This is a genomic window from Anaerotruncus sp. 80, from assembly GCF_009936115.1.
Taxonomy (GTDB): Bacteria; Bacillota; Clostridia; order Peptostreptococcales; family Anaerovoracaceae; genus Senimuribacter; species Senimuribacter intestinalis.
Genome location: NZ_QWES01000017.1, coordinates 37515 through 58864, shown reverse-complemented (window position 1 = coordinate 58864; position 21350 = coordinate 37515). Strand labels below are relative to the sequence as shown.

At 44.2% G+C, this 21350-nt stretch carries 21 protein-coding genes; 14 read left to right on the top strand and 7 right to left on the bottom strand.

Translation table 11 applies throughout. From position 1 onward, the window contains the following. Nucleotides 1-44 precede the first annotated feature (44 nt). From smc to D1155_RS09840, 8 genes are read left to right on the top strand one after another with little or no spacing between them, the layout of a single operon-like run. Nucleotides 45-3593: a chromosome segregation protein SMC gene (gene smc, locus D1155_RS09875; RefSeq protein WP_160202235.1), complete on the top strand. Its 3549-nt coding sequence runs from the start codon at nucleotides 45-47 to the stop codon at nucleotides 3591-3593. 45 nt (nucleotides 3594-3638) lie between these two features. Beyond that, nucleotides 3639-4538: a signal recognition particle-docking protein FtsY gene (gene ftsY / locus D1155_RS09870; RefSeq protein ID WP_160202234.1), complete on the top strand. Its 900-nt coding sequence runs from the start codon at nucleotides 3639-3641 to the stop codon at nucleotides 4536-4538. Then, a complete protein-coding gene (gene der, locus D1155_RS09865; protein WP_160202233.1) occupies nucleotides 4531-5856 on the top strand; it encodes a ribosome biogenesis GTPase Der in 1326 nt (441 codons plus the stop codon). The genes ftsY and der overlap by 8 nt, the downstream gene beginning before the upstream one ends. Next, the gene (plsY, locus tag D1155_RS09860; RefSeq protein ID WP_160202232.1) at nucleotides 5856-6455 is read left to right on the top strand and encodes a glycerol-3-phosphate 1-O-acyltransferase PlsY; all 600 of its coding nucleotides are present in this window, start codon (nucleotides 5856-5858) and stop codon (nucleotides 6453-6455) included. Before der ends, plsY begins: the two co-directional genes overlap by 1 nt. A 20-nt stretch (nucleotides 6456-6475) precedes the next feature. Continuing rightward, the gene (locus D1155_RS09855) at nucleotides 6476-7477 is read left to right on the top strand and encodes an NAD(P)H-dependent glycerol-3-phosphate dehydrogenase (RefSeq protein ID WP_160202231.1); all 1002 of its coding nucleotides are present in this window, start codon (nucleotides 6476-6478) and stop codon (nucleotides 7475-7477) included. 58 nt (nucleotides 7478-7535) lie between these two features. Further along, nucleotides 7536-8345, top strand: coding sequence for an MBL fold metallo-hydrolase (locus D1155_RS09850; RefSeq protein ID WP_338546214.1), 810 nt, complete (start codon nucleotides 7536-7538; stop codon nucleotides 8343-8345). Between the two features lie 23 nt (nucleotides 8346-8368). Further along, nucleotides 8369-9136, top strand: a complete 768-nt coding sequence (locus tag D1155_RS09845) for a GNAT family N-acetyltransferase (RefSeq protein WP_160202230.1) — start codon at nucleotides 8369-8371, stop codon at nucleotides 9134-9136. A 9-nt stretch (nucleotides 9137-9145) separates the two neighbouring features. Further along, a complete protein-coding gene (locus D1155_RS09840) occupies nucleotides 9146-9349 on the top strand; it encodes a hypothetical protein (protein ID WP_160202229.1) in 204 nt (67 codons plus the stop codon). 99 nt (nucleotides 9350-9448) lie between these two features. Here D1155_RS09840 and D1155_RS09835 read toward each other — a convergent pair whose 3' ends face one another. The 4 genes from D1155_RS09835 to D1155_RS09820 form a co-directional block, all read right to left on the bottom strand. Continuing rightward, complete coding sequence (locus tag D1155_RS09835) at nucleotides 9449-10189, bottom strand: gamma-glutamyl-gamma-aminobutyrate hydrolase family protein (protein ID WP_160202228.1); 741 nt, start codon at nucleotides 10187-10189, stop codon at nucleotides 9449-9451. A 3-nt stretch (nucleotides 10190-10192) separates the two neighbouring features. Further along, nucleotides 10193-11089, bottom strand: a complete 897-nt coding sequence (locus D1155_RS09830) for an L-2-amino-thiazoline-4-carboxylic acid hydrolase (RefSeq protein ID WP_160202227.1) — start codon at nucleotides 11087-11089, stop codon at nucleotides 10193-10195. Between the two features lie 115 nt (nucleotides 11090-11204). Beyond that, on the bottom strand, nucleotides 11205-12605 hold the full coding sequence (locus D1155_RS09825) for a sodium:solute symporter family protein (RefSeq protein WP_160202226.1): 1401 nt from the start codon (nucleotides 12603-12605) through the stop codon (nucleotides 11205-11207). A gap of 137 nt (nucleotides 12606-12742) precedes the next feature. Continuing rightward, nucleotides 12743-13780 (bottom strand): LysR family transcriptional regulator, encoded by a 1038-nt coding sequence (locus D1155_RS09820; protein WP_160202225.1) that lies wholly within the window; start codon nucleotides 13778-13780, stop codon nucleotides 12743-12745. Nucleotides 13781-13948: 168 nt separating this feature from the next. Here D1155_RS09820 and D1155_RS09815 point away from each other — a divergent pair, with 168 nt between their 5' ends. The 6 genes from D1155_RS09815 (at nucleotide 13949) to D1155_RS09795 (ending at nucleotide 19347) form a co-directional block, all read left to right on the top strand. Further along, nucleotides 13949-14935, top strand: coding sequence for a threonine/serine dehydratase (locus tag D1155_RS09815; RefSeq protein ID WP_201759576.1), 987 nt, complete (start codon nucleotides 13949-13951; stop codon nucleotides 14933-14935). Nucleotides 14936-14991: 56 nt separating this feature from the next. Further along, nucleotides 14992-16167: a M20 family metallopeptidase gene (locus D1155_RS09810; RefSeq protein WP_160202223.1), complete on the top strand. Its 1176-nt coding sequence runs from the start codon at nucleotides 14992-14994 to the stop codon at nucleotides 16165-16167. A gap of 26 nt (nucleotides 16168-16193) precedes the next feature. Further along, nucleotides 16194-17510 (top strand): tRNA (N6-isopentenyl adenosine(37)-C2)-methylthiotransferase MiaB, encoded by a 1317-nt coding sequence (miaB, locus tag D1155_RS09805; RefSeq protein WP_160202222.1) that lies wholly within the window; start codon nucleotides 16194-16196, stop codon nucleotides 17508-17510. Continuing rightward, a complete protein-coding gene (locus tag D1155_RS09800; protein ID WP_160202221.1) occupies nucleotides 17507-18073 on the top strand; it encodes an NUDIX hydrolase in 567 nt (188 codons plus the stop codon). Before miaB ends, D1155_RS09800 begins: the two co-directional genes overlap by 4 nt. Before the next feature lie 123 nt (nucleotides 18074-18196). After that, nucleotides 18197-18412 (top strand): hypothetical protein, encoded by a 216-nt coding sequence (locus D1155_RS15665; protein WP_207709525.1) that lies wholly within the window; start codon nucleotides 18197-18199, stop codon nucleotides 18410-18412. 92 nt (nucleotides 18413-18504) lie between these two features. Further along, a complete protein-coding gene (locus D1155_RS09795; protein WP_160202220.1) occupies nucleotides 18505-19347 on the top strand; it encodes a KilA-N domain-containing protein in 843 nt (280 codons plus the stop codon). A gap of 38 nt (nucleotides 19348-19385) precedes the next feature. Here the strand turns inward: D1155_RS09795 and D1155_RS09790 are convergent, their stop codons facing one another. From D1155_RS09790 to D1155_RS09780, 3 genes are read right to left on the bottom strand one after another with little or no spacing between them, the layout of a single operon-like run. Then, nucleotides 19386-20255: an ATP-binding cassette domain-containing protein gene (locus D1155_RS09790; RefSeq protein ID WP_243151067.1), complete on the bottom strand. Its 870-nt coding sequence runs from the start codon at nucleotides 20253-20255 to the stop codon at nucleotides 19386-19388. Then, a complete protein-coding gene (gene cbiQ / locus D1155_RS09785) occupies nucleotides 20246-21022 on the bottom strand; it encodes a cobalt ECF transporter T component CbiQ (protein ID WP_160202219.1) in 777 nt (258 codons plus the stop codon). The genes D1155_RS09790 and cbiQ overlap by 10 nt, the downstream gene beginning before the upstream one ends. Nucleotides 21023-21029: 7 nt before the next feature. Continuing rightward, the gene (locus tag D1155_RS09780; RefSeq protein WP_160202218.1) at nucleotides 21030-21350 is read right to left on the bottom strand and encodes an energy-coupling factor ABC transporter substrate-binding protein; all 321 of its coding nucleotides are present in this window, start codon (nucleotides 21348-21350) and stop codon (nucleotides 21030-21032) included.

The following is a 21350-nucleotide window of genomic DNA, read 5'->3' as shown; positions in this document are numbered from 1 at the left end:
GAGACAAAGAAAAACATAACTTAGTAGAAAGAGGAAAGGTCAGTATGTATTTTAAGAGGCTAGAAATGCATGGGTTTAAATCCTTTGCTGAACCGGTAGTTATAGAGTTTCACGAGGGTGTAACTTGTATCGTAGGCCCCAACGGAAGCGGAAAAAGTAATATCAGCGACGCCATCAGATGGGTGCTCGGCGAACAGAGTCCGAAAGCGCTTCGCGGCGGAAAAATGGAAGAGGTTATCTTTGCAGGGACAGCCAGCCGTAAATCACGTGGGATGGCTGAGGTTACTTTAGTAATTGATAATTCGACAGGTATTTTGAACATCGACTATAACGAGGTAGCCATTACCAGAAGAATGTATCGCTCCGGCGAAAGTGAATATCTTATCAACAATAATCAGTGCAGACTGAGAGATATCAGAGAGCTGATTATGGATACCGGGATCGGCGTTGACGGATATTCTCTCATCGGGCAGGGTAAAATTGCAGATATTGTCAGCAACAAACCGGAGAGCAGACGAGAAATTTTCGAAGAAGCTGCCGGTGTTGTCATGTACAAAAGCAAAAAGGCAGAAGCTGAGAGAAAGTTGGAATCCACCGGCAATAATCTTGATAGAGTCAACGATATCGTTTCAGAGATTGAGGGACGAATCGATGGACTTCGGGAAGACAGTATTAAGGCAAAGGAATATCTGGAGCTGAAAGAGCGCTATCGTGATTTAGAAATCAATATCACACTGAAGAATATAGATAATATTCTGTCCAGGAATGATATTTATCAGAAAGACATTGCAGGACTTTCTGAAGAACTTGCGGAAATCACTGAGAAGAAGAAAAATATCGACAAGGAAGCAGAAGCTGATAGAGAAAAGAACGAACATCTGGAACAACTGGGCAACGAAGCCAGGGACAAGCTGTTACATATCGTGGAAGAGATGAACCGCCGTAGCAGCGAAAGTCAGTTGAGCAAGGAGCGCCTTTCCGGTATCGAAAAGGACAGCGCCAGATTGACAGGCGAAATTGAGGAACTGTCAGGTCGTCTTTCACGCGAAGAAGAAAATAAGGCGCAGCTTGAAAAATCTAAAGAAGAGATTGCGCGGAATCATGAAGAGGCAGCAGCACTGCTGCAGGAGCAGGTGACAGCACACAGTGCTTTGACACGTGAGGCTTCTGAGCTGACTGATACCATTGATAACAGCAGAGAAGAAATGTTTCGCCTGCATAATTTGAATGCTTCTAAAAAAAGTGAGGTAAAGAGTTACGAAAGTATTCGTGAGACTTTGCAAAAGCGCAAAGAGCAGCTCAATGAGGAAGCAAATGGTGCGGCAGAAAGCCAGGAAGAAAGCAATGGAATGCTTGCAAAGGCAGAGGCTGAAAGCCGTCAGAATGAGCAGTTGCTGGCCGAAATCAAGGCGAAGATTTCGGCACTGACGGAGGAAAGAAAACAGCTGGAACACCGAAGAAAGATGAGCGGTGCCAGAGTTGAGGAACTGAAGCTTTCCGGCAGTCAGAAGGTTGCCAGAAAAAAGACCATTGAAGAGATGGAAAACAATTATGAAGGCTATAACTATGCGGTAAAGTATATCATGCGCAGCGGACTTTCTGGTATTTCCGGCGTGGTTGCCGAGCTGATGGAGGTTCCAACAGGACTTGAAGTTGCTATAGAGACGGCACTTGGAGGACAGATGCAGAACATTATCTGTGATGATGATCCCAGTGCAAAACGTGCCATTGCAAAACTGAAAGAAAATAAAGCGGGACGTCTTACTTTTCTTCCAGCTGCTTCTATAAAAGGAGGCAGGGCAAAGATTGATCAGCGGATTGCTGCCGATTCCGGTTATAAAGGTCTTGCAGCGGACTGCATTACCTGCAGAGATGAATACAGAAATATATTTGAATATCTGCTGGGAAGAGTTGTAATTGCAGCGGATATGGACGCCGCAATCAGACTTTCCAAAATTTCAGGAACCGGACTTCGTTTTGTAACGCTGGATGGAGAAATTATCAATGTCAGCGGCGCTATCACCGGCGGTAAATTCAAGAACAAAACGGCTAATCTTCTTGAACGGCGCAGTGAAATTACGACTTTAGAGAGAGAAATCGAAGCCTTGAGAGCAGAACTTTCAGAAGCTGCGGAGGAGAACCGCAAAGCGGCAGAAAAAGCAGAGGTTCTTGACGGTGAACTTGCAGAATTACGTCAGCGTCAGAGAGATACAGAATTGAAACAGGTATCCTTTGCGGGCAGAATTACTGCGCTGAAAGATGCGCTTAACCAGATTACAGACAGCAGCGCAAGGTTTGCGCAGGAGCTTTCTTCCATTGAGAAAGACAGTAAAGACGCTGCGGCAACAGTAGAAACTCTCCTCGAAGAAATGAGGCAGGCGGAAACTCAAATTGAGACTCTAAATCACATGATTGAGGAAGCTATGGCTGCCTACGAGACCAAAAAGGCTGTCATTGATGAAGCAAGCGAAGGTATTACAAAGACCAGAATTGCCGCTACAGAATGGGAAAGCAAGAAGAACAATATAGAGAGCTTGCTTACGAGAATTTCTGAGACAGCAGAGGATTATCGTTTTCAGATTGAAACAAAAGAAAGACAGCTTTCAGCGCTGGGAGAAGAGAAGAACAGACTGCTCTTTGGCACAGACGGCGCAGAGGAAGATATCGCAAGGCTTGCAGAAGAAAAGCAAAATACAGAAAACTATATCGAAGAGATTGGAAGTCAGAGAAGTCTTTTGGCTGAAAAGCTCAGCAGTGTAACCAAGGAGCAGCAGGGATATAACGAGAGACTCAATAGCTGTCAGGATCAGAAATATCAGCTGGAGATCAAGGTTGCAAAGAACGAAACGCAGCTGGATACGCTGAAAGAAAGACTCTGGGAGGATTTTGAGATTTCCTACGCACAGGCAGTAGATTTGCGAAATCCAGATTTTGTCATGAGCACTTCTGTAAAGGAAAGCAGAGACATCAGGAATAGAATCAGAGAGCTTGGTGAGGTCAACGTGGGTGCCATCAAGGAATACGAAACGGTAAGTCAACGCTATGAATTCCTAACGAGTCAGCGGGCGGATATCCTGACCGCTATGGACGAGCTGCGGGGTATCATCACAGAGATGGATACCACCATTAAGACTAAGTTCAAGGAGAATTTTGATCAGGTTGTGGAGCGCTTCGAAGTCATTTTCCGCGAGTTATTCGGCGGCGGTCATGCAGAGCTTCGAATGGAAGATGAGAACAATCCGCTTGAATCAGGAATTGATATTATTGCGCAGCCGCCTGGCAAGAAGCTGCAGAACATCAATTTGATGAGCGGTGGTGAAAAAACTATGACTGCCATTGCACTGATGTTTGCGGTATTGAAAACAAAGCCGACGCCGTTCTGCATTTTGGACGAGGTAGAAGCAGCTCTGGACGATGCTAACATCGACAGATTTGCAAAATACCTGCGCAGGTTCGATAACATTCAGTTTGCGCTGGTTACTCATCAGAAGGCGACTATGGAACATGCAGACGTGCTCTATGGCGTAACCATGCCGGAGCAGGGAATTTCCAAGGTTCTTAGCCTGCGTCTTGGTGATGATTTTGCATTATAATTTGGATTAAGTAAAATACGGTGAAAACCGGAAAGGGATAAATTTATGGCATTATTTAAAGAGAAAAAAGGTTTTTTTGGTAAATTGTCCGAGCGAATCGGCGATGCCATCATGGGGAGACCAGAGATTGATGAAGACCTGATGGATGAACTGGAAGAAATATTAATTACATCGGACATCGGCATGGATACTACCATGAAAATCATGGAAAACCTGAGAGCGTATATCAAGGAAAACTACATCACAAAGCCTGAGAATATCAAGGAAGCGCTTGCCAAGGTCATTGCACAGCTGATGGACAAAGGTGAGAGGAACAAACTTTGCGCAGATACGCCTTTGGTGATTCTGATGATTGGAATTAACGGCGGCGGAAAGACTACGTCCATTGCAAAGATTGGGCATAAGCTGAGAAGCGAAGGAAAGACCGTACTGCTGGGTGCGGCGGACACATTTAGAGCAGCAGCAGGAGAGCAGCTTGAAATCTGGGGACAGAGAATCGGCGTCAACACTGTGCGCCACCAGGAGGGGGCAGACCCTTCGGCAGTTATATTCGATGCTATTCAGTCAGCAAAGGCTAAGGGCATGGATGTGCTGATCTGTGATACTGCAGGGAGACTGCAGACCAAGAAAAATCTGATGAACGAACTGGAAAAGATGAACAAGGTCATTTCCAGAGAGTTTCCTGAGGCAGCAAGAGAAACTCTGCTGGTGCTGGATGCAACTACAGGTAAAAATGCTGTTTCTCAGGCACAGGAATTTAACGAAGTGGCAGAAATCACCGGTGTTGTGCTGACGAAACTGGATGGCACAGCTAAGGGCGGTATCGCCATCACTATTGCGGATGAATTTGACCTTCCGATTAAGTATATCGGTGTAGGCGAGGGAATGGAAGACCTGAAAGAGTTTGATCCGTTAGAATTTGCGGGAGGAATTTTTAGTGAGTAAACCGATAGTAGCCGTAGTGGGCAGACCAAACGTTGGAAAATCCACCTTTTTTAACAGAGTGGTGGGCAGACGAGTTTCCATCGTAGAGGACACCCCCGGCGTAACCAGAGATAGAATTTATGCGGAGGCAGAGTGGAACGGCATTCACTTTGCATTAATTGATACCGGTGGTATTGAGCCTGATAGTGAAGATGTGATTCTTTCTCAGATGCGAGAGCAGGCGCAGACAGCTATGGATATGGCTGATGTAATACTTTTTATGGTAGATGGAAAAGAAGGTCTGACCCATGCCGATAATGAAGTAGCGATGATGCTGAGAAGAACTGGAAAAAAGGTCATGCTTCTTGTTAATAAAATTGATAATCCAAGAAATCTGCCCGATGATTTCTATGATTTTTATGAGCTGGGAATTAGCGAGCCTATCGCTATTTCCGCAGCCAATATGCTCAACTTCGGCGATGTGCTGGATGAAATTGTGGAGAGCTTTCCAAAGGGTCTTGATGAAGATGAGGAGGATGACATTAAGGTTGCTGTCATTGGAAAGCCAAATGTAGGAAAATCCTCTCTGATCAACTGCCTGATTGGAGAAAAGAGAGTTATCGTTTCTCCAATTGCAGGAACGACCAGAGACTCTATCGACACGCCTTTTGAGTGGGGCGGCGATCAGTATACCTTAATCGATACGGCTGGTATTCGCAGAAAGAGCAAAGTCAACGAAGATATTGAGCGCTACAGCGTGATTCGCGCCGTTGCAGCTATCGAGCGCTGCGACGTGTGTCTTCTGATGATTGATGCAGAGGAAGGCGTGACTGAGCAGGATAAGAAAATTGCAGGCGTTGCTCACGAGGCAGGCAAGGGCATAGTTATTGTCGTCAACAAGTGGGATCTGATTCAGAAAGAAACCAACACGATGCGCGACTTTAAACGGGAAATCGAGGCAGAACTTCAGTTCATGTCCTATGCGCCGATGGTATTTATTTCTGTCAAAGATAAGCAGCGCGTTTTCGACGTCATCAAGATGGCAAAGTACGTAGCTGAAAAAAGAGCCCTGCGGGTGCCGACCGGTCAGCTGAACAGTCTTGTTACCGATGCGACCATGATGAAACAGCCTCCGTCGGATAAGGGAAAAAGGCTGAAAATTTACTATGTAACCCAAGTAGGTGTAAAGCCACCGCTGTTTTCCTTCCAGATTAACAAACGGGATTTAATGCACTTCTCCTATGCCAGATATCTGGAAAACAAAATCAGAGAAGGCTTTGGTTTTGAAGGAACCTCAATCAAGTTTGTGTTCAGAGAAAAAGGAGAGAAGGAACAGTAGTGGAAACCTTACAGTTTGTCATTGTTATTGTCATTGCCTATTTCCTTGGGAATATTTCCCCGGCAACGCTTCTTGCCAGAGCGGTCGGTAAGGATATCAAAAAAGAGGGAAGCGGCAATGCGGGAACGACCAATGCCCTTCGCGTACTGGGAAAAAAAGCAGCGATGATTACGCTGATTGTAGATATCGGCAAAGGATTTATTGCCGTTAAGATAGGATTTGCATTTGCTGCGCCGCCTGCAGCAATGTTCTGCGCGCTGGCGGCATTTGTGGGGCATATTTGGCCTATCGTGTTTAAATTTAAAGGCGGAAAGGGCGTAGCCGTTGCCTTTGGCGCAATTCTTGGCGTCAACTGGCAGCTGGCACTTCTTGCGCTTTTAGTGGTGGCTGTGGTGGTGGCTTTGACCCGTATGGTATCCCTTGGGTCTATCACAGCAGCAGCTTCATTTCCCGTGTTTGCATATTTTATGGAGCCGGACTTTTTCTATATTGGTATTGTCATGGCGGTACTTTTAATCTATGCACATCGCGGAAATATTAAACGTATTGTAAAAGGTGAGGAAAGCAGGCTTAGCTTGGGGAAGAAAGTTGACAAGTAGCCGGAAAGAAGGAAATTAAGATGAAAACAATTGGTGTTATCGGTGCAGGCAGCTGGGGAACAGCTCTTGCAATTACACTGAGCAATAAGGGACATCAGGTTAAAATGTGTGATGTCAACATGGACCATGTAAAAGAGATGCAGGCGCACAGAGAAAATGTCAGGTACCTGCCGGGTATCAAATTCTGTGATAATCTGCAGATTGTAGAATCTACAGAAGAAGCGCTTGCTGGCGCAGATATTGCACTGTTTTCCGCACCAGCCCAGCATTTTAGAAGTGCCTTTGAAAAAGCGATTCCTTTTCTTGAGGATGACATGGTTGTTGTCAACGTGGCAAAGGGAATTGAGCAGGGAACCCTGATGCGTATGAGTGAAATCGCATATCTTCTGAAACCGGATGTAAAATATGTGGTGCTTTCCGGTCCGTCTCATGCGGAAGAAGTGGGCAGAGCTATGCCGACGACTGTGGCGGTAGCTTCCAGGGATATGAAGCTGGCTGAATACGTGCAAGATGTGTTCATGACAGACAGATTCCGTGTTTACACTAACGATGATGTGTGCGGTGTGGAGCTGGGCAGCTCTCTGAAAAATATCATCGCGCTGGGCGCTGGTATTTCTGACGGCATTGGTTTTGGGGATAATGCCAAAGCGGCGCTGATGACCCGCGGCATTACAGAAATGTGCCGTCTCGGCGCGAAACTGGGCGCAGATGCCGCGACCTTTTCTGGGCTCACTGGCATCGGAGATTTGATTGTGACCTGTACCAGTATGCATTCCAGAAATCGCCGTTGCGGTATTATGATTGGTGAAGGCGTGAGGCCAAGTGAAGCGGTTGAAAAGGTAGGCATGGTCGTAGAAGGCATGTTCACGGCAGAAGCTGCTTATCAGCTGGCACAGAAAGTTGGTGTAGAAATGCCGATTACCGAGTGCATTTACAACTGTATCAACGAAAAAATCACCGCAAAGGACGCTGTGGAGCTTTTGATGGGCAGAGATCGAAAGAACGAAAAACATATTGACTGATGGAATCAGCTGGGAGAGAAATCTTCCGGCTGTGTTTATAATGAAAGGAGCCGGTATAGTGAAACTGAAAGTGCTGGTAGATAACAATACTTACATCGACGAATATTATCTGGGAGAACCAGCGGCAGCCTTTTATATTGAGGAGGGCGGCGAGCGGATTCTCTTCGACTGCGGCTATTCAGATGTGCTTCTAAAAAATGCGGAGCTGATGGGTATAGATTTATCCTCCTTGACGAAGATTGTGTTTTCCCATGGACACAACGATCATACCAGAGGGTTGTTGTTTTTAAAAGACAGGGCTGATTTGTCGGCAGTTTCTTTGATTGCACACCCAGACTGTTTTCTGCCGCGGGAAGATGAAACGGGAAGCTTTGGTGCGCCTTTTTCTCTTGCGGATGCTGCTTTGTGGACGAAGCTTACGACAACGTGTGAGCCTGTTAATCTGATCGATAAGCTGGTATGGCTTGGTGAAATTCCTAGAGGCAATGACTTTGAGGCATCAGAACCTGTCGGGCGCAGGCTGAAGGATGGCCTTTGGGAAGATGACTATGTCATGGACGATACAGCACTGGCATACCGCGGGGAAGAGGGACTGTTTATCATTACCGGCTGCTCTCACAGCGGAATTTGCAACATCGTAGAATATGCAAAGAAAGTCTGCGGTGACAGCAGAATTGCCGGCATCATCGGAGGCTTTCATCTCTTTGAAAAGGGCAGGCAGCTGGATAAGGCGGTTGAATATTTGAAATCCTGCGGCGTAAAACGACTGTATCCGTGTCACTGTGTGTCCCTTGCGGCAAAGGCGGCAATGCTGGCGGAATTGCCGGTTGTTGAAGTCGGCGTAGGATTGAGACTGGAACTCCAATAGGGTAAGTTTTATAGGAGGTAACGATGTATCGTTTTGATGGGAACGCGAAAAATCGAAGCCTTGCGAAGTTGTTTGCAGGCTGGGATGAGACTATGATTTGGTCCTGCCTGCAGGGCATCATGGGCGAGATTTATACAGATGACGCAGTGCATCCGAAATCGGCGGCTGCAGTGCTGGGCGATTTCTGCTTTTTAGCGGGAGCGCCTTCTCTTGATTTTTTGACATCCTTCGCAAAGGGTGGCTGTCACAGCTTTTGTATCATGGTTCCGGCAAGCGACGCGCTGGGTGATTTAATTGAGGATTTTTTCGGAGAACGGGCAAAGAAGTTTACCCGCTATGCCACCCAAAAGGACGCCAGCTTTGATCTGGCAAGGCTTCGCCAATTGGCTTCTGCGGTGCCTGCAGGCTTTACCCTTGCACCGATCGATGAAATAATTTTTGATCGGGCAAAATCCATGGAGTGGAGCCGGGATTTAGTGTCACAGTATGCGGATTACGAAGTATACCGTGAGAAAGGCGTTGGAACAGCAATTTTACATCATGGGGAGCTGGTTTGCGGCGCGTCCTCTTACAGCGTCTACAATGGCGGCATTGAAATTGAAATCGACACCAGAGCCGATTGGCGCAGAAAAGGGCTTGCTCGCCTATGCGGCGCGGCGCTGATCTGCAGATGTTTGGAACAGGGACTCTATCCCAGCTGGGACGCCCATAACAAAGCGTCTCTGGCGCTGGCGCAGCAGCTGGGTTACGTGTTCGATCACAGTTATATCGCTTATGAAGTGAGAAAGTAGAGGGTGCAAATGGAACAGATGGATGAAAAACGGCTGGCGGCCTTTGAGAAAATGCTGACCTTTGTACAGCAGGAGTATGAGAAAACGACGGAAAAGATGGAGGATTTGAAAGGGGACGGGAAGGAAAAATCCGCCACTTATCGTCAACTCATGGGGAATAAGCTGACATATCAGAATTTGCTTGCGATGTACAGGCTGTATGATCTTTTATGAGTTTTAAGCTGGTAGCAGGTATTTAATGCAAGAAAAGAAAGAATGGCATACATTCGTTGATTTAACTGAAGTATACCACTCTATTAATGATTGGAATCGTTAGTATTGTTTTTTTGCTAGATTTATTAGATGGCGAAATAACAGATTCATGCGTGGTTCTGTTTCAGTCAATTCCTCAGGATGCCATTGAACCAGCAAAGTTTTACCGTCCTCACTCTCCAGTGCTTCTATGACATTGTCATTGGTTTGAGCCGCAATTTTAAATCCTTTTCCGGGTTTATCTACGCATTGGTGATGCATAGTGTTGGTTTGGATTGTATTTGTCTTTAGTATTTTTTCCAAAGTGCTGCCCGATTCAATATGAATTTGATGCATGAGATAGCTTCGATCTAATTTCTGTGCATGGAGTTGGTGATTACCCGGCATCATAGAGATGTCCTGATATAATGTGCCTCCAGATGCAGCGTTAATTAATTGCAGCCCTCTGCAGATTCCAAGCACAGGCAGAGAATTTTTTTTTGCATATTGATAAACCCATTGCCAGAAGCGGTCAGTCTTTATATTGACGGCGCCCAATGGTGGGAGAGGCTCCTGATTGTATATTCTTGGATCTACATCCTCACCACCGGGAAAGAGAAAACCGTCGCATAGACTGCACATTTGCAGCCATATCGTTTCATCACTGACTGGAGGAAGAAGCAGAGGCGTTCCCCCGTTTTTTGATATTGCTTCCACATAACTTTGATTTGCATAGTGGGTAGGTATACACACCCAGGGAAGTTGTACGCTTCCTTTGGCTCCAAGAATGCCAATCGTTGGTTTGCAGACTGTTTTTTCCATGCTTTACTCCTCAAAGAACTCATCAATTTTATCATAGAAATATTTTTTTATTAGCGTAGTGATTTTTGAGTCACAATATTCATTCCAAAGGGTTTCTTCCGCAAAGGTCAGACGCAGCGGCATGTTTTTTTCAAGAAACCTTTGATCGCAAGGCACGTCTATAGCTTCAGCACGCGCTTTCATAAATTCCATCAGATGCTGGCGCAACTGAATGATTCCTTGAATAACGGCTGTTTCACCATGTTCGCCCAATTGCGAAATTGCCTCCTTTGCAATAAAATATATGATTAGAATGGAAAGTCTGTTGTAACCATCTTTATGTGTCCCTAAATCGTACTGAAAATCCTCAGATAAACAATAGTCTGAATCATATTCTTCGAAAGCTTCCTTTCGTTCCTGCTCTGTCATATTTCCGGGACGAAGATATACTGAGAAACAGCAGTAATTATCACCATCTTCTGTGAGAGTTTTGGCGAGGTTTGTCTGCGATTTTTCAGCATAGGCGCTGAAGCAGGCATGATGGAATTCTTCACAATAGATTCTGCCTAAGTGTTTGTTGCCATCGCTAATCCATTGCTGTGCAATAGGGCATACAAGCGTATAGGACAAACGTTGCTGTGGTGTGAGACTGATTTTTTCACGTTTGAAACGAGGATCGCTTGGTAGATCAAAGTAAGAAAATAGGTTTTTCAGGTTTAATTTCAGACCCATGGAAAGATGACGTTCACGCATTTTAGTGCCGCGTTCGATTCCATAATCTCGAATTCCCTGGCGAAGAACAGATTCTCCGCTTATGCCACATTGCTGTATGAGCGCACTAGCCATTTCTTCATAAATGATTGACCAGCTATCTTGTAAATTTGCAATCTGCAATTCTTCTAATTTTGTATATTCGTTCATTATAATGCCTCCTTATTTCTTAACGTTCACGAATAAAAGTCCATACCATCCATGCCATAAATCCGACAAGCAATCCCATATGTAAATAAATTATCGTATTCATATAATTTCCTCCTTATTTTATATCTGTCAGCGAGCGAGACGATGCTTTCTTATCCAGCGCTGTAATACCGAAAAAGAGAATAAAATTCAGCAAAGTACCGACTGCAGCGCCAGGAAGACCAAATATAGAAGCTCCCTGTATCTCTATTATAATAGCAGTGACAGAACCTACGATCATTGAAATATTAGCTGCTAAAGAGGATTTCTTTCCTTTTTTTGAGAAAAAGGCATATAACATTGGAATAAAGCAGCCACCGATATATGCGGCAGCAGCCAGATTCCAGATGGACATGATACTTTGCATCCATAGAGCCATCGCTAATCCACTGATACCAAGTACCAATGTGGTTCTTTTGGTAATCCGCAGCATTGTCTTGTCATCAGCAGAAGGATTCATTAGATTCTTGTAAATATCATTAGAAAAGTTTGTCGCAGCTACCAGTAGATAGGAATCTGATGTTGACAAAATTGCTGCTAATAGCGCTGCGAAGACGATTCCACGAAGTCCTGTTGGAAGATATTGTAAAAGCAGTGTAGAGAATACAGAATCCGGCGTGATATTTGGAAGCAGGACATAGGCGCATGTACCAAGCAGCAGGATCATCATAAAAAATGTATGGGCCGGAATAATGCTTAATAATGTACCTTTTTTTGCAGTTTTTGCGTCTTTACATGCATAGAAACGCTGATATCGGTTTCCGTCTATAAAAGCAGATAAGCTAGTTGTAAAGATTAAACGAATGATCGTTGTCATATCAGAAGGGATTGTCAGATGATTATGCGGAACTGTAGTGACAATACCATCCCAACCTCCTACATTTTTGAAGACATAGAAAGCGGCGGCGGCAACACCTAACCCCATGATGATAAATTGTACGTAATCCGTGACTGCAACGCCCCAGAAACCGCTGAAGTATGTAAATAAAAGGATAACAATTGTACTAAAAACAGCGCCGTAAACAAAAGGGAGACCTGTCACGACATTGATGACTGTTGCAAAGGTTACAGTCTGCAAAGCTGGACCTGTCCCCAGCAGATAGAGAAAACTGCAAAATCCGCCGTATGCCTGTGCTGACTTTCCGTATGCTTGTCCTAAAACCTCTGGTGCAGTCAGACCAGAAAAAAGATTTACGCGTTCAGCCAGAAATAGTCCGATTAAAATGGTAGCAATATAGATTGCAAACATGGAAGGCAGAAGAGCAAAACCGCTTTCATAAACCGTTCCTATCCAACCGTTGAGAACGCCTCCTCCGATAGAAGTCGCCATATATGTGCCGATAAAGATGGATAACCCCATTTTTCGTCCGGCAACGATGTAATCTGATGTGGTCTGCGTTTTTGATTTGCAGCGCAGCCCAATTATGATTACACCTGAGAGATAGATGGCAATAATTACATAATCTAAAATATTCATTCTTTCACTTCCTCCTTTGAATTTTCTAAGAATTTATTGACTAAATTTTAGCACAGGAAGAAGACGGGCAGGTAGCCGTAAATAGTTGCTACTGTTGTAGCAAATTTCGACATCTAAAGAGTTCATGAGGTCAGTGCTTATACAAAGTATTTTTGGAGTTCTTTTAAAAAGAACTGATCAAGCTCGTTTGGGATATGATCCTGACGCATCAGCCAACCAATGATAGACTTAATCTGGCAGTTCTCTAAACGCAGCGTCCTAAGGGTTTGTTTTTTTGCATCCATATAAGTATCCAGCGCCCGTTCAGGATAAATAGAGTTCAGTGTAAAAGCATTTGTTTGCGCCATAACTTCATAAAGAGCAGCTCGTGATGTAGTTACAAACTTTTTCTTAGGGGGATTGATTTGCAGCTGTTGAAAGATATTAGCGTAGGGACCGGTGTCCAGGCTGACATAACCAACGAAGGGATAGCTTTCGAGCTGTTTTCGCGTAATATAGTCTGATTGCTGTTTATAAAGAGGATGTCCCTGACCGATGGTAATGCCGACTTCTAATTCCGCTAGCGGATAGAAACGCAGACGTTGAATCTCAAATTGTCTTCTGAGCGGTTCGCTGTAACAGTCCCAGATACGGATTACACCGATGGAAGCAATATGATCGGCCACATAGGTTGGAATTTCAACCTCATATTGCTCAAAGTGCTGTACAGTAATATTCAAATCTGAAAAATGCTGCGTCATGTTACATAAAATTGAGGAAACCAGTGGGAATCCGCTGCTTACGACTGAGAAGGTTCTTGCAATTTGCTCACGCTTTTGAACAGAAAAGGATTGTAATTGTTCAAGTTGCAGAATTAATGGTTTGATGTGGTCTAGGAAAAGTTTACCAAAGGGCGTCAAATGAACGCCTTTTGGAGAACGTACAAAGATTTCCTGTCCCAGTTCATTTTCTAATTTACTGACTGCAGCAGATAAAACTGGACGAGAAATAAAAAGATTATTTGCTGCCATATTGATGGAAGCCACTTTTGCAATTTCTACGACGTAGCGTAACTGATCAATGGTCATGGTATTATTCCTTTCATTCGGCATTTTATAAAATTTTATCACAGGTTGGATAGAGGACACAACGATAAATTTTATCTCATTATGAGGATCACCACCTGGATTTTCCATTGACACAAGTCATTTCATTGTCTATAATGTATATTAATTTAATCACATGAACGCTTTTCTTACCCCCGGGTAAGGATATGACAGCATGCCGGTTTTGTCCCGTTAGGGCCACTTTCGTGGAGGGGCAGATCAGGGATGCTTTCTTTTTTGAAACAGGAGGTACAAGTAATGAATCACAAACAACAGCCATTTTCAGCACGCGAAGTCTTTGAGGCGTATGATCGGATTCGCGATTACGTTTATTTAACGCCTTTAGAACCGTCTATTTACCTTGGCAAAGAAACTGACAGGCAGTATTATTTTAAGCTGGAATGCAATCAAACGGTAAAGAGCTTCAAAATCAGAGGGGCGCTGAGCAAGATGTCAACGCTGACAGAAGAAGAACGGAAGATAGGCGTAGCAACGATTTCTTCCGGGAATCACGGCGCCTCTGTCAGCTATGGCGCAAAGCTTTTGGGTATCGAAAATGCAAAGGTTATCGTGCCTGAGACTACGCCCCAGGCGAAGATAGACAAGATTCGGTTTTATGGGGCCGATGCGCTTTTGATGGGGAGAAACTATGATGAGGCTCATGCTTTGGGCATGTCATATATTCAGGAAAACGGGTTGACCTACATTGACGCATATTACGATGATCCTAAGATTTATGGAGGGCAAGGAACAATTGCCGTGGAAATTCTCAAACAAAATTCGTCTGTCGATACCATCGTCGTTCCTATCGGAGGCGGCGGTCTGATCACAGGCATAGCTGTCGCGGCAAAGGCAATCAAGCCAGAGATTCGTATCATCGGCGTGCAGACAGAGGCCTGTCCGGCTATGATCAAATCCTTTTCCGACCATGTGTTCTACGAAGAATATCCGGTAACCGGCGATACGATTTGCGACGCATTGGTTGGCGGCATTGGAAAACTCGCTTATGAGATTCTGGAAGACTATGTAGATGATTTCATTCAGGTAAAAGAACGGTCTATACGTAAGGCGGTAAAACACATGATAAAAGAGGAAAAGTATATCGTAGAAGGCGCCAGCGCGGCTGCTGTGGCCGCTGTGATGGATGAGGCAGAAAGAATCGGCGGCAAAAATATTGCTCTGATTATGAGCGGCGGTAATATTGATGGTAATTTGATGGTGGAGCTGTTGAAAGAAAAATTGTAACAAGTAGTCATTTGTGGTATGATAAAGATATCCTGATGAGAGAAGAGGTGTGGTCTGTGGATATCAAATTAAAGGAAAAGATGATTGAGGTTGTTGAACAGAACATGGAGGAATTGACTTCCATCAGAACCTATCTGTATGAAAATCCGGAGATTGGCGGTGAAGAAGAAAAGGCAAGCGCGCTGCTGACAAAAACCATGGAGACGCACGGCTTTGATGTAAGCCGGAATATTTTAGACATACCATATAGCTTTCAGGCTGTCTATGACAGCGGAAGACCGGGTCCTTCTATCGGACTGACCTGTGAATATGACGCCCTTCCGTCTATGGGTCATGGCTGCGGTCATAATATCATAGCGACAGCGCCAATGGGAGCAGCATTTGCGCTACGGGAGGCGGTGAAGGAAACCGGCGGTAAGGTAATTTTGTTTGGCACACCGGCGGAGGAATGTTTTGTTACAAAAGCGCCTATGGCGGAAAACGGAGTTTTTGATCAGGTGGATGTAGCAATGACAGTTCATCCGAGTCCGGTTAACATGTCCAGTGGAAAGACAACAGCTTTGGACGCATGGCAGGTTGAGTTCTACGGTAAGGCTTCCCATGCGGGCGCAGCACCGGAGGACGGCATCAATGCACTGGATGCGGCAGTTCATTTTTACAGTCTGATTGGATTTGAGAAGCAGTATTTGAAGAATACCAATATTTTCGGTGTATTTGTAGATGGCGGTGAGAAGTGCAGCATGATCCCTGCTCACGCGTCTGTCAAATATCTGGTAAGAGCAAGCTCTATGAAGGATATTCGAAAAATACGCGATTTGTTTGAACGGTGCGCACAGGCTGCATGCGCGGCAGTAGGCACAACCTACAAAATCTGGAACAATGAGCCGGACAATAAAAATATGGTTACCAACAGAACACTGGCGGATATCTTTGATAAGCACTATATGGCTATTGGAGGCGGGCAGATGCCTCACATTGACAGTACAGGTTCTACGGATATGGGAGATGTCAGTCAGGTTGTACCAGCGATTCATCCATGGATTGGTCTAGGATGTCCGGATTTGCAGTTGCATACCAATGAGTTTGCTGATGTGACTGTTACGGAAGCAGGAGACAGGGCGATTCGTTTGGGAGCGGAGGCTTTGGCACTGACAGGATTGGAAATCCTCTGTGATCCAGAGCTTTTAGCTGTTATTAAAGCAGAGTTTGACGAAAGTATGAAGAATAATTGAGTAGAAAGAGAGACAAAATCAGGTTCATGAAAGAGAAGACATTTCACATTACAACTTTTGGCTGTCAGATGAATGAGCACGATTCTGAAGTCATGGCAGGCATGCTTTTAGAAAAAGGCTTTACGCCGGTGAAGGAGCGAAAAGACGCTGACGTTGCCATTATCAATACCTGCAGTGTACGGGATAATGCGGATAAACGTTTTTTTGGCACATTGGGACAGCTGAAACACAGAAAAAAGGACGATCCCAATTTCCTGGTCTGCGTCTGCGGCTGTATGATGCAGCAGCAGCACGTTATTGATACCATTAAAGCCCGGTATCCATGGGTAGATATCATCTTTGGAACCCACAACATTCATCAGTTTCCAGAACTGATTGACAATGCGCTCAACGAGAAAAAGAAGCAGGTGGAAATCTGGCCTGACGGCGGCGAGATCGTAGAAGGTTTGCCTGCGAAACGGCTTTTTGAGAGCAAGGCGCTGGTTAACATCATGTTTGGCTGCAATAATTTTTGTACATACTGTATCGTGCCGTATACCAGAGGCAGAGAGCGGAGCAGAAAACCTTCAGAAATTCTCCGTGAAGTGCGGGAATTGGTAGCCGATGGTGTTAAGGAAATCATGCTTTTAGGGCAGAATGTCAATTCTTATAAAGGCGCAGATGGGGTGGATTTTGCAGCGTTAATCTATATGCTCAATGAAATAGAAGGGCTTGAGCGGATCCGTTTTATGACTTCACATCCGAAAGATTTGTCTGATAAGCTAATCCAGGCATTTGTGGACTGCGATAAGCTCTGCAAGAATATTCATCTGCCGGTACAGTCAGGCAGCAGCCGGATTCTCAAAGCCATGAACCGTCACTACGATAAAGAGCAGTATCTGGCTCTTGTTGAGAAGCTGAAAACTGCTGTACCTGGCATCACTATGTCAACGGATATTATTGTAGGATTTCCGGGAGAAACAGAAGAGGACTTTGCAGAAACGCTGGATTTAGTCAGCAAAGCACGCTATGATTCCGCTTTTACTTTCCTATATTCCATCAGGAAGGGCACGCCGGCGGAAAAGTATGAGGATCAGATTCCAGAGGAAGTTAAGCATGAGCGGTTTAATCGGCTGGTAGAATTGATGAACGGCATCAGCGCGGAAAAGAACGCCGCCTATGTGGGAACTGTGCAGCAGGTGCTGGTAGAAGGACCGAGCAAAACGGGAAGTAAAACTTTTGCAGGAAGAACCGATGGATTTAAGCTGGTGAACTTCCGTAGCGAGACTGACATGACAGGAAAGCTGGTAGATGTAAAGATTACAAAGAGCAACACCTTCAGCCTGGAAGGAGAAATTTTATGAATCCGAAGCTGAGTAATCTTTGCTCTGTCATTACAGATTTTGTGCCGGGCTGTGAGCAGGAAGCGCGGGATAGGGAAGTTATGCTTCGTTTTTTACAAGAAAACGACAATTGTCTGGTGCGGGAGAATCTGACTGCACATTTTACAGCTTCCTCGTGGATTGTCAATGATGGTGGCGATAAAGTACTTATGGTCTACCACAATCTGTATGACTCTTGGGCCTGGACTGGCGGTCACGCTGACGGTGAAGCCGATCTGCTTTCTGTTGCAATCCGTGAAGCAAAGGAAGAAACTGGGGTGCAGGATTTCAAGGTGCTGCGGCGTGTACCGTTTTCTCTTGAAATTATCACCGTAGACGGTCATGAAAAACGCGGCGATTACGTGCCGTCACACCTTCATTTGAATTTGACCTACCTGCTGCAGGCAGATGAAAATGCGCCGCTTTCTGTTAAAGCAGATGAAAACAGCGGAGTGCAGTGGATTCCTGTCAGTCAGCTTGCGCAGCGCGTCAGCGAACCGTGGATGCTAAAGCGGGTATATGGAAAGCTTATTAGCAGGGCGTAGGTGCGGTGTGCATATATTTTGAAGAAAACTCCTGAAAATATGCATGTATGGTCGAAAAATTATGCATATTTTAGGAGTTTTTTTATTATATATGCATTTCTGCAGGAATCTAATGCTACTAAATTGATGGGGAAAAAATTCATCTCCAGTGATGAGAAGGCTATAAAGAAATTTCAAACGTTGTTAGCATTAGGCGACTATAAAGATGTAAAGACTCAAACTAAAAACTGTTTTGCAGGTGAGTACGGAAGAAATTGTGAAGTGACAAAATCAACATTCGTACAGAAAGAAAAAGCTATAATTGAGTTGATTTTACGTTGCAAAAGACGAACAAAATAGCTATAATGAATTACTAAAGAGTTAACATTATAGTTATGTGCAGGCGGGTTTCTTTTTAGTGAGATTATAATGACACAATAGCAGGAGGAACAATGGGGAAAGTAATCAAGGATACGATCCATGCGAATGGAATAGATATTGGAATTTACACACAGGATTTTGAAAATGAATTCATTTCATTAACAGATATTGCTCGGTATAAGAGTGATGACCCAACAGCAGTTATTCAAAATTGGATGAGAAATCGGGATGTGATAGAATTTTTGGGATTATGGGAAAAACTCCATAATCCGGATTTTAAACCCCTCGAATTCGAGGGGTTTAAAAAACAGGCAGGAGCAAATGCATTTACAATGTCACCAAAGAAATGGATAGAAACTACAGAAGCTATTGGAATTGTTTCAAAAGCAGGACGTTATGGAGGAACATATGCCCATAGTGATATTGCAATGTCCTTTGCAACGTGGATTTCGCCAGAATTTCAGTTATATATAATGAAAGATTACAGAAGATTGAAGACGGACGAGAATAGTCGATTATCTTTGAACTGGAATTTGAATAGAGAAATTTCCAAATTAAATTATAAGATACATACGAATGCAATTAAAGAAAATCTTATTCCACCGGAATTAACGCCTGCGCAGATTGCTTATACATATGCAAATGAAGCTGACATGTTGAATGTTGTTTTATTTGGAAAAACAGCGAAGCAGTGGAAAGTCGAAAATCCTATGGTAAAAGGAAATATGAGAGATGGTGCGACACTAAATCAGCTTTTGGTGCTTGCAAATTTAGAGAGTTATAATGCCATTCTGATTACCCAAGGGAAAAATCAAAAAGAGAGAATGGAGTTGCTTCGTCAACTGACGATACAACAACTGCAGACGTTGGAAGCTGTAAGCTTGAATAATCTTCCGCAAGTAGCAGAACGCTAGTGTTTTCCTGCAAACCAGAGTTTAACAGGGTTGCAAAATTAAACCGCACTAATATATTCCTCAAGAACCTTCAGGGATTTTGGTACCGGCAGATCCGCAGGCAGGATGCCTTTTTTTACAAGGCTTTCAAAGAGCTCCATGGCTGCAGGCTTTTTTAAATTGGTCTGCTGCAAGATAGTGTCGTTTGAAAAAACCTCGACAGGAGTGCCGTGCATCAGTGTTTTACCTTCTGCAATTAATACGATTTCATCAGCCCATTCCAAAGCATAATCGACGTTATGGGTGGACATAAGAATTGTAATGCCTTGTTCTACGAGCATATCCACAATTTTGTTGACGATGATTGTATGCTTAGGGTCGAGAGAGGAGGCTGGTTCATCTAAAATGATGATTTCCGGGTGCATGACTAAAACATCGGCTATAGAAACCTGTTTCTTTTGACCTCCGGAAAGAGAGTGGGTGGGTTTATGCTGAAAATCTGTAATTTCCAGAGTTTCGATGACTTTTGCGACCTCTTTGCGTGCATCTTGCTCGCTCATTCCCATGTTAAGAGCGCCAAAAGAAATTTCCTGTGTCACTGAGGCAGAAAACAGCTGATTATCCGGGTCCTGAAAGACAATGCCTACCTTGCTTCGAAGGTCTAAAAGACCTTTTTTGCTGTAGTCCACAGGCTTTCCGTCTAAGTAGAGTGTACCTTCTGAAGGTTTGTGAATGCCGTTTAAGCACAGGAAAAAAGTAGACTTTCCAGCGCCGTTTGCACCCATAAAGGCAACCTTGCGGCCACGCTCAATTTCCAGACTGAGTCCGTTTAAGGAATAGCTTTTTTCGTCGTCGTAGGAAAAAAGTAAATTGTCTGCTTTAATGATAATATCTTTGGTCATGTCTTTCGCGGAAGCTCCTATCTCCATAATTTAAACCATAAAGTAAAAGCCAAAAGGGCAGTTTCATAAAGTACAATGTAGTAGATATTTCTTTTGCTGGTGGGATGGCTTTCTTCCAGCACTCTAATTTCACCATCATATCCTCTGGACTCCATAGCGTCATAAAGATTTCTGGAACGCTTCATAGATCTGATAAACAGTGCCTGCACCATAGAGGCAAAAGATTTTATTGATGTTTTAAAATCCTTGTGTCCAAGGCGGGCGCTTTGTGAAGTGGAAATGTAGTAGGCTACGTCCAGCAGCACAAAGATATAGCGGTAAATCAGAAGCATGAGCTCTATCATAAGAGCTGGCACATGAAGCTTTCTGAGGACGCTTAGAATATCTGTCATAGTAGTATTAAAAGATAAAAAGTATAGACAGGATACGGCGGCTAGTGCTGTAGTGATAAGCTGTGCCCCATGCAAAATGCCTGCAAAACTTCCAGTGACGTACCAGCTTCCAATAGGAACGGCAAAGGCGTCAAGGGGACGTTTTCCGATGTTGATGATAATGGCAGCAGTGCTCAGTATGAGAAAGGCCAGGGGAACCATCATCAAATTTCTGTATCTGGCAGCGGAAATACCGCCGCGAACAATGGTTAGCCAGCTGTTGACTCCAATGACAAAGACGCCCATAGCAATGGAACGACTGACAATACAAAAAATAAGAGTCAGCATTGCAAAAGCGAACTTTTCCATGGGGTTTACATATCTGAGTTTTGACAAATAGCACAGCTTATCTACAATAATCATAATTTATTTATTCATCCTTCATCCATTTTTTTCTTTCGTAAAACCGACCCATAAAGAAGGCGAGAATGCCGACTCCGATACCGGTCTGTACGCAGAAAATTAAACTTTCGATTTCACCGGGAATTTCGCCGCCCAGATAGCTTTCTAAAATCGGTGTAAACCAAGGTTCATATTCACCGCCCTGTATCTCTTCTATAGCGCCGCCGGCAGCGTCATCAGAGCCGCCAAATTCAGCGTCTTTGAGCATTAAGAAGGGTACGACTGCGATGAGAATTGCCAGAATCAGAAGCAGAACCACAAGACCCTTTTTAGATTTCTTCTTATTCAT